The organism is Sphingobium sp. TB-6, assembly GCF_012927365.1.
Classification (GTDB): Bacteria; Pseudomonadota; Alphaproteobacteria; order Sphingomonadales; family Sphingomonadaceae; genus Sphingobium.
The window spans coordinates 1-7,264 of record NZ_JABBGL010000039.1 but is presented as its reverse complement, the minus strand read 5'-3'; the positions used below and the strand labels follow the sequence as shown (position 1 = coordinate 7,264).

Annotated in this window: 7 protein-coding genes and 2 pseudogenes; 1 reads left to right on the top strand and 8 read right to left on the bottom strand. The window is 59.5% G+C overall.

Annotation, left to right across the window (positions count from 1 at the left end; all coding sequences use genetic code 11):
- Window positions 1–127 precede the first annotated feature (127 nt).
- A pseudogene (locus tag HHL26_RS23845) lies at window positions 128–283 on the bottom strand (HU family DNA-binding protein); the annotation flags it as partial.
- Window positions 284–457: 174 nt separating this feature from the next.
- On the opposite strand from HHL26_RS23845, the gene HHL26_RS23840 reads away from it, so the two are divergent.
- Window positions 458–1,045 (top strand): hypothetical protein, encoded by a 588-nt coding sequence (locus tag HHL26_RS23840; protein WP_061939491.1) that lies wholly within the window; start codon window positions 458–460, stop codon window positions 1,043–1,045.
- Window positions 1,046–1,054: 9 nt separating this feature from the next.
- Here HHL26_RS23840 and HHL26_RS23835 read toward each other — a convergent pair whose 3' ends face one another.
- From HHL26_RS23835 to HHL26_RS23805, 7 genes and pseudogenes are all read right to left on the bottom strand, one after another.
- Window positions 1,055–1,303, bottom strand: coding sequence for a DUF5818 domain-containing protein (locus tag HHL26_RS23835; RefSeq protein WP_062733589.1), 249 nt, complete (start codon window positions 1,301–1,303; stop codon window positions 1,055–1,057).
- Window positions 1,304–1,357: 54 nt separating this feature from the next.
- Entirely contained in the window at window positions 1,358–2,695 is a 1,338-nt protein-coding gene (locus HHL26_RS23830; RefSeq protein ID WP_061939487.1) for an anti-phage deoxyguanosine triphosphatase, read from the bottom strand.
- A 119-nt stretch (window positions 2,696–2,814) separates the two neighbouring features.
- Window positions 2,815–3,111: a type II toxin-antitoxin system RelE/ParE family toxin gene (locus HHL26_RS23825; protein WP_061939485.1), complete on the bottom strand. Its 297-nt coding sequence runs from the start codon at window positions 3,109–3,111 to the stop codon at window positions 2,815–2,817.
- Entirely contained in the window at window positions 3,108–3,365 is a 258-nt protein-coding gene (locus HHL26_RS23820) for a type II toxin-antitoxin system ParD family antitoxin (protein WP_061939483.1), read from the bottom strand. Before HHL26_RS23820 ends, HHL26_RS23825 begins: the two co-directional genes overlap by 4 nt.
- Before the next feature lie 518 nt (window positions 3,366–3,883).
- Window positions 3,884–5,302, bottom strand: a complete 1,419-nt coding sequence (locus HHL26_RS23815) for an ISNCY family transposase (RefSeq protein WP_061939481.1) — start codon at window positions 5,300–5,302, stop codon at window positions 3,884–3,886.
- A gap of 168 nt (window positions 5,303–5,470) precedes the next feature.
- Window positions 5,471–6,472 (bottom strand): IS30 family transposase, encoded by a 1,002-nt coding sequence (locus HHL26_RS23810; protein WP_061934287.1) that lies wholly within the window; start codon window positions 6,470–6,472, stop codon window positions 5,471–5,473.
- A gap of 166 nt (window positions 6,473–6,638) precedes the next feature.
- Window positions 6,639–7,264: pseudogene (locus HHL26_RS23805) on the bottom strand (IS701 family transposase); the annotation flags it as partial.

Genomic DNA, 7,264 nt, shown 5'->3' with positions numbered 1-7,264 from the left:
AGCAGCTTCATACCGGACCGTTACCAGTCCCGCATGTGCCGGTAGGCTACTGATGACGGAACATCAGGTTTGATCCATGAGATTATTCATGCGCAAACAATTATTTAGACGACTTTCACGTCGCACTCACCTTGAACTTGCCGAAGCCGTTCAGCGACACCTCCTGCCCCTTGGCAGCCGCATTGGCGATCGAGCTGAAAACGGCGTCGACATATTTGCGGGCATCGGCCTTGGTGAGGCCCTGGTCGGCAGCCAGGGCTTCGGCGAGATCGGTGTTGTTCATTGGGCATTCTCCCGTTGATGATGCGCAAGGGCATAAGCTGGAAGATGGCCGACCGGAAGAGGGGAATTGCCCCAGAACACGGGGCGTAGCCGGGCAAAGTGACACATGGGTTTTATCTGGCACCGGCGCAGAAAAGGGGATTCACAGCGACTCATCATCTGCTAGATTCCTGATATGTTCTATCAGGCCGACCGTTTCGAGCAACCTCTGCCGTCTGCGAAGAAGCCTGTACGGCCGACGCTCGCGCCAGCGAGCGCAACGCAGCCGGAACTGGTCGATCGTATTGCGGCCGTCACGCGCCGACCGCGCTATGCGCTGCTGGTACTGGAACTCATCGCACGAGAAGCCGGACCCAATGGAAGCCTCGGGCCTTATGTGAGGACCGAGGAGGGGAGGGTGCCTGTTCGCGATTGGCTCTGCCAGGCCTTGGCTCCGCTGGCGAAACGCGATTGCCGGCGCATCGCCATGGTGGAAGCCGTGCGGGGAGAGGTGCTAGGCATGGCGCAGGATGGCGCTGATCCAGCCGAGCTGGAGCGCGCATGTGAGGCGCAGATTCAGGAGCGCATCATCCGTTCCGGTCGAACCAGTGTGAGCCGGGCGGTTTCGGATCTGGTGAAGGCCGGCCTGCTGCGGCGGCATTATCAGGGCTACCGCGTCGATCATCCCAATCGCGGTGCGCAGCGAGAAGCGGTCTACACGATCACCGCCGAGGTTAGGCGGACGCTTCGGCGACACCGAGCGATACCGCTACATGGCGGGTGAGGAAAGGGTTCATTGAAACGGCCCGTTCGCTTCAATCCAGTTGACCGCGATCGCTTCCGCGCCCGTCCTGATGCCTTCGACCACCACGTTCGATTGAAGAAGATGAACGACATTTTTAAGAAGGCCGACCTCCCAAAGCGCACCATTGCGCGCTTGGACATAGGGATTGACCGCACCTGCGACGAGGACGCCTTCGAGGCGGAAATATGAACCGATATTCATGTGGCGCAGGTAGCCTGCCTCCTGTGACATCGCCATGACGCATCCCCGGCGCGTGCAAATAAGCGGACGGAGCGAGGCACACCGCTCCTGTCAGAGACGGTCGAACACCGAACCCAAGCGTGGGGAAAACAACCGCTCATATGTTTTGAGCAGATGCGTGTCGGTCATCGCTGCAACATAATCGCAGATGATGCGCAGGTCGCCGCCCGCTGCCTCAAACTTCAAAAGCTCTTCGCGGGGGAGAAGCCGGACCGGGTCGGCCTGCATGGCTTCAAAAACGGCGATGACCATCCCCTGACCCTTGAACTCCAGATGCTGGACCCCGGGGCTGGTGATGACTTCCCGCACGACGAAATTTTGCAGGACGTCGAGGAACTGACGCTCGCCTTCCCGTACCCGGACGCGGTAACGCAGCAATGGCTCGGCAAAGGCGTCCAGTTCGACATATTCCACGGCGGTGAGAAAATGGTGGACCAGCCGTCCGATGAAGCGCTTGCGCGAGGCAGCGCCGCCGAATAAACCGTCTATCATCTGCGAGAAGACGTCATTGGCGCTCTCGCCCGGATATTTTTCCTTGAGGGCGTCGAGAAAAGTCGGGCAGCGATCCTGCAGCGCGGCGGCAAAACGCTCCCGCGTGACGAGGTCAAGGGCGATCGCATCTTCCAGATCATGGACGCCATAAGCGATGTCGTCGGCCGTATCCATGATGGAGCAATCGAGCGATTTGTGGATGGACCGACCATGCTTGCCGGGCTGGGGCGCGAACGTCTGGAATGTTTCGCGATCCTCATTGTCCAGCGGCGCAAGAATCCAGTCGACAACGTCCTGCTCGCTATCATGATAGCACTTGGGGGGCTTGCACGCCTTGCCGTCGAGTATCTTGATGGTGGTCGGGCCGGTGACGAGGGCAGGGATGATCGCCGGATTGCTCACTCGGCTGAAGGCGACGGGATATTTCAGGATGCCGAGCATGGTCCGGCGCGTCAGGTTCGCCCCGGCATGGGAGGAGAAATGCTCCAGTCGGCCCAATATTCTCAACGTCTGGCCATTCCCCTCGAACCCGCCTGCATCGCGCATGCAATAGTTGAGCGCGATCTCACCGCCATGGCCGAAGGGAGGATGGCCGAAATCATGGGTGCAACCGATCGAATGGATGGTCCCGCGGTCGGGCAGGAGCGAGGCGGCGGGGTGATCGGGGATGCTCTTGCCGAGTTGGCGGGCTATTCCGCCTGCAATCTGCGCGACTTCTAGCGAGTGGGTCAGGCGCGTCCGGTAGAAGTCGCTGTCGCCGAGATTCAAAATCTGCGTCTTGCCTTGCAGTCGGCGGAACGCGGCCGAGTGGATGACGCGAGAGTAATAGACATCCCCGTCATCGCGGGCATCTTCACTCTGTGGATTCCAGCCCTCGCGGCGCGCTGACCAGCTCATGGGCGGCGGCAGGCCATGCCTGCTGCGGCGCTGGTGATGGTCGTCATCGGTGGGCTCATGATGTGGTCCAGGTCCAAAGACAGTTGGTAAAAAGAGAGGGGCATTGAAGCAGTTAATAGTCAGTCTGGAAAAAGCATCGCTCCGTAATCCTGAGCGCCATGCAGGATGTGAACAATGACGACCTTGTCCGCTTCCACGCGATAGAAGATCAGATAATTTCCATGCCCGCGGCGCCGCACGCCCAGTCCTTCGAAGCGTGGCACGAGCGGGAAACGTTCAGGATGATTCGACAGGTCCAGGCATTTCTCGCGCAGCTCGCGCAAAAAGCTTATCGCCCGGGCGGGGTTGTCCTGCGCAATATAATCACCGATCGTCTCAAGGTCATGCTCGGCCTCGGCCGAAAGGTGGACGATCATTGAGAGCCGGTATCCATGGCGCGATATTTGTCTTCAAGGCGATCAAACACCGCTTCTGCGGGAGTTGTGTTCCCTGTATCAGCGTCGGCGAGCCCGCGCGCGATCGAAGCATCGAGCGCTGCAAGGCGGGTTTCTCGGTCCTGAATCATGCGCACTCCCTCGCGGAGCACCTCACTTTTCGAATTGTATCGACCGTTCGCGACCAAGCTGGTCACGAACGTTTCAAGCTGCTGTCCAAGATCCGCGCTGATCATCCAAATACCTCCTGACCCGAGGATAGCATCTTATCAACAGTTGATAAAGCGATCTTCGACAGCTTCGGTAGCTGTGCCTACCTCTGGCATTTCTCACAGCGCCGAAAAAATACCGTCATCCGAGGTAATTACCGCACCGCTGGAAAACGGAGCTTGCCATTCAAGGATGGATCCGCAGCATGCTACCGAAATGCCGTAGCTGACCGCAACCGAGCGATTTTCCTGTTCGGATCGAGGAAATGGCTGGGGGATGTGATACCGCCCAAACAGGGGTTCGGCGAACGCAGTGTAAATCGCAAAGGCTAAGAAGCCATATAACATGTTGACAACGCGTACATAAAATGTTCCTGCTACTTAGAGAAGTCACAATCTCTGCCAAATAGAAATGACACTCTTTCGATCAGCAGGGGCTGCGTGGAGCCCTCGAGATAGCGCAGCGCAGACCCTGCTGGAAGCGCGACTTAGATGGGGAAGGGCATGGACCCGCTGCGCACGCAGCGGGCTCGGTCAGCGCGGCCTTAGCGCGCTTTCACGAACTCGAGCGTGCCGCGCGCCCGTAACTCCGCCTGGCTGAGCCGGGGGCCGCGTTTGAGCTTGGCCCCGCCCAACCGGCGCCCATCGATCTTCGCCGGCACCTCCGGTTCCGGGAACAGATGTGTGGGCTGGTCACGACGGGCAGGAGCATTGTTGTTGCGCTGCCGGTGATGCGGGGCGATCGCCTGGATCTGCTTCGCCAGCAGCAAGGCCGCGTCGAGATGGCGGTTCTCCACGATCGCCGGCTGCTTCACCTGCCGCATCTTGTCGAACTGGCGATAGGGCAACACATGGCCTTCATGCTGGATCTCCAGCCGGCCATCAGGATATTCGCACACCATCACTCGCTTGCGCACCAGCTCCCTGGCGATCTCGGTCGGTTCCAGGATGAACATCGCCTTGTTGTAATGGAGTGTCAGCGCCGCCGTGACTGTCCGTTGTTCGCGCCACACCATGATCGCGCGCAGATCGTCATGGAGGGCGAGCGGACGGTGGAGATCGCGACTATCGAAAGCGGGACGAGCGAAGCGGGCATTGTGGCGGACCATATAGCCCGGCAGAAAGGCGTTCGCTTCTTCGATCGAAGATATGCCCTCCAGCCGCATCGCCTTGACCAGCCGATCCTGCAACGTGCCGTTGGCCCGCTCGACCCGGCCCTTGGCCTGCGGCGAGTTGGCGCAGATGATCTCGATGTTCAGCGCGTCCAGCGCGCGGCCGAAATGAGTCATGCCATCCCCGCGCGCCGCGCTGGCGCGGGAATTACGGAAGACGCTGTGCTGATCGGAGTAGAAGGCCACCGGCTTGCCATGCCGCTCGATATATTCGCGCGTCGCTTCCATGTAGGAAAAGGTGCTCTCACTCTCGACCATCTGAAGATGCATCAGTTCACTGGTCGCGTCGTCAATATAGACGAGCAGGGTGCATTGCGGACCACGATCTTCGAACCACCAATGCTTCGAGCCATCGATCTGGACCAGTTCGCCGCGGCAGTCCCGGCGGTAGCGCGGCTGATAGGGGCGCGGACGACGCGCCGCACGGTCCTTCCACAAACCAGCCTCGATCATCAGCTTGCGCAGCGTCTCACGGGAAATATGCACATCATGCCGCTCCGCCAGATACTCGGCAGCCAGCGTCGGCCCAAAATCATGGTAATGCTCCCGAACCAACGCAATCGCATGATCGCGAATTCCGTCGCCGAGCCAGCGGTTGCTACGGCGTCCACGACGTCGGGAAACCAGGCCCGACGCACCGTCCGCGCGCATCCGTATCAGCAATCGATAAACCTGCCGACGCGACAAACCGAGCAGCGTTGCTGCATCCTCGGCCCGCAACTCCCGGCGTTCAACACGTAGCAGAGTATCAAAGCGTGTAAGCTCGCCATGGCTCATGGACACCACCATCATCCGCGCACTCCCTGCATCCAGGGAGCACCATGCCACCAGTGACATCTCTATTTTGCAGAGGGTGACATTTCTATCCGGCGCTGGCGGTTTCCATTTGAAGCGCGACACCCGAGGTGATGCGTAGCATTTCATCCGGGGTGGGGCGAGCCCCACCCCGGATGGCAAAATTTATCCGGCCTTGAGGAGGGCGATCTGTTCTCCCAGGACCTCGTGCGGGGTGCGATAGCCCAGGCACTTGCGGGGTGTGCTGTTGAGGCGATCGGCGACGGCCTGGATCTCTTTGTCCGACAGGAGCGCAATGTCGGTGTTGGAGGGCAGGAAGCGCCGTATTCGGCCATTGCAATTTTCCACGCCGCCTTTCTGCCAGGGCGCGGACGGTAAGCAGAAATAACTGGTGACGCCGAGCCTGTTTCGCAGTGTCGCAAAAGCCGCAAATTCCGTGCCGCGATCAAAGGTGATGCTACGCCGGAGGGAAGGGGGGATGCCGCGCAAATGCCGATCGATCCCGGCCATGACACCGGCAGAATGTCGGCTCGGATTACGCGCGAGGAAGGTGAAGCGGCTGCAGCGTTCGACCAGCGAGGTGAGGTTGGCTTTGCCATATTCTCTCCGGAAGATCAGGAGATCGCCTTCCCAATGTCCGAAGCTGCTGCGATCCGCAATTTCCTGCGGACGTGCGCCGATCGTATTGGCCACAGGAATATGGAGACCGCGTGGCTTACGAGCGTAGCGCTGCCGTCGAGAACGGCGGGCAACGGGAAGATGGCGCCACAGCTTCTGGTGGCGTCCATCAGGTCCATAGACATATTGGTAAATGGTCTCGTGGCACACCGCCTCCCGGTTGCCCCGATGACGCCGCAGGTAACCCGCAATCTGTTCTGGCGACCAGGCGGCCGACAAGCGATCAGCGATATAAGCGGCGAGTTCCGGTTGGCGAGCGATCTTCCCGCCACGAACTCGACGCCCGCGCGCCATGGTCTGTGCGACAGTCGGAAAATAGCCGCGAAACAGCGGATTCTCATCCAGATGGCGGTTGCGCTTGAGCTCTCGATAAATCGTCGAAGGATGCCGACACAGCGCGTCAGCAATTTGCTGTGCTGACCGTCCGGTTGCTGCCAATCGATAAATGTCGCGCCGCTCGTCCAAACCCAGATGCTGATAGCCGTTCATTGCGTGCCTTCCTGGAAAAGGGATCAAACCCTTATAAAACCTAGGATTTCGCACTTCGAAATAGAATCCACCCGCTTACAGGCTCAATAGTCGATAATAAACATTATGTTAAATCAATGCGCTGGCGGCACGAATCTTGCATAAGTGTCTGCGCCGGGTTCTTCGCCCAGGAGCCGAAGTAATGATCGGATTTGACCCCAAGGAAATAGCCCGTGCAGGCTTGGCGCACCGCGCCTTCGACGTCGCCTAGGCCATATACCGCATCTGCCGCTACCCATGAAAAGGGTACATCCGCCGCCAGCGCACGCCTTATCATCTCGACCCAAGGCGGGCTTGGCGGCAAAGGACACAGTCTCTGGAACATGGGTGGCGGCAAGCTTTGTCCGATCACCAGTCCAGCTCTTGGGCAAGTAGAGGGCTCGATCGACAAAGGCATGACCCCGAGCCGAAACATAGGTCGCGAACACCGATCTGGCAGTTTGTTGTCTTGCCTGCCGAACCGGTATATTGGTGTGCGACACCGCAGGTGGCATCGCCCTTCTTAAGGAAGCCGGTCTCGTCGATGGCCAGAACAGCGTCATCTGGGGCAAGGTTCTCTACGACATAGTCACGCACGATGTCTTGAAGACCGTCTGCGTCCCAGCGCCCGCGACCCAGAATGGCCTGCTGTCGCCAGGGCTCAGGATCTCCGGCCGCCTCTGCACGCATCCATCCTGTTTTGCGCCGTTTCTCACCCAACAAACCATCCAGGAAAAGATTGGCCGATGCCGCAACGCGTTCCTGGGTGAATAG

Bases quoted from the DNA above. Each gene is read 5' to 3' on its own strand.
- HHL26_RS23820 (WP_061939483.1), bottom strand. From the start codon at position 3,365: ATGATCAGCGCGGATCTTGGACAGCAGCTTGAAACGTTCGTGACCAGC.
- HHL26_RS23840 (WP_061939491.1), top strand. From the start codon at position 458: ATGTTCTATCAGGCCGACCGTTTCGAGCAACCTCTGCCGTCTGCGAAG.
- HHL26_RS23835 (WP_062733589.1), bottom strand. From the start codon at position 1,303: ATGGCGATGTCACAGGAGGCAGGCTACCTGCGCCACATGAATATCGGT.
- HHL26_RS23825 (WP_061939485.1), bottom strand. From the start codon at position 3,111: ATGATCGTCCACCTTTCGGCCGAGGCCGAGCATGACCTTGAGACGATC.
- HHL26_RS23830 (WP_061939487.1), bottom strand. From the start codon at position 2,695: ATGAGCTGGTCAGCGCGCCGCGAGGGCTGGAATCCACAGAGTGAAGAT.
- HHL26_RS23815 (WP_061939481.1), bottom strand. From the start codon at position 5,302: ATGATGGTGGTGTCCATGAGCCATGGCGAGCTTACACGCTTTGATACT.
- HHL26_RS23810 (WP_061934287.1), bottom strand. From the start codon at position 6,472: ATGAACGGCTATCAGCATCTGGGTTTGGACGAGCGGCGCGACATTTAT.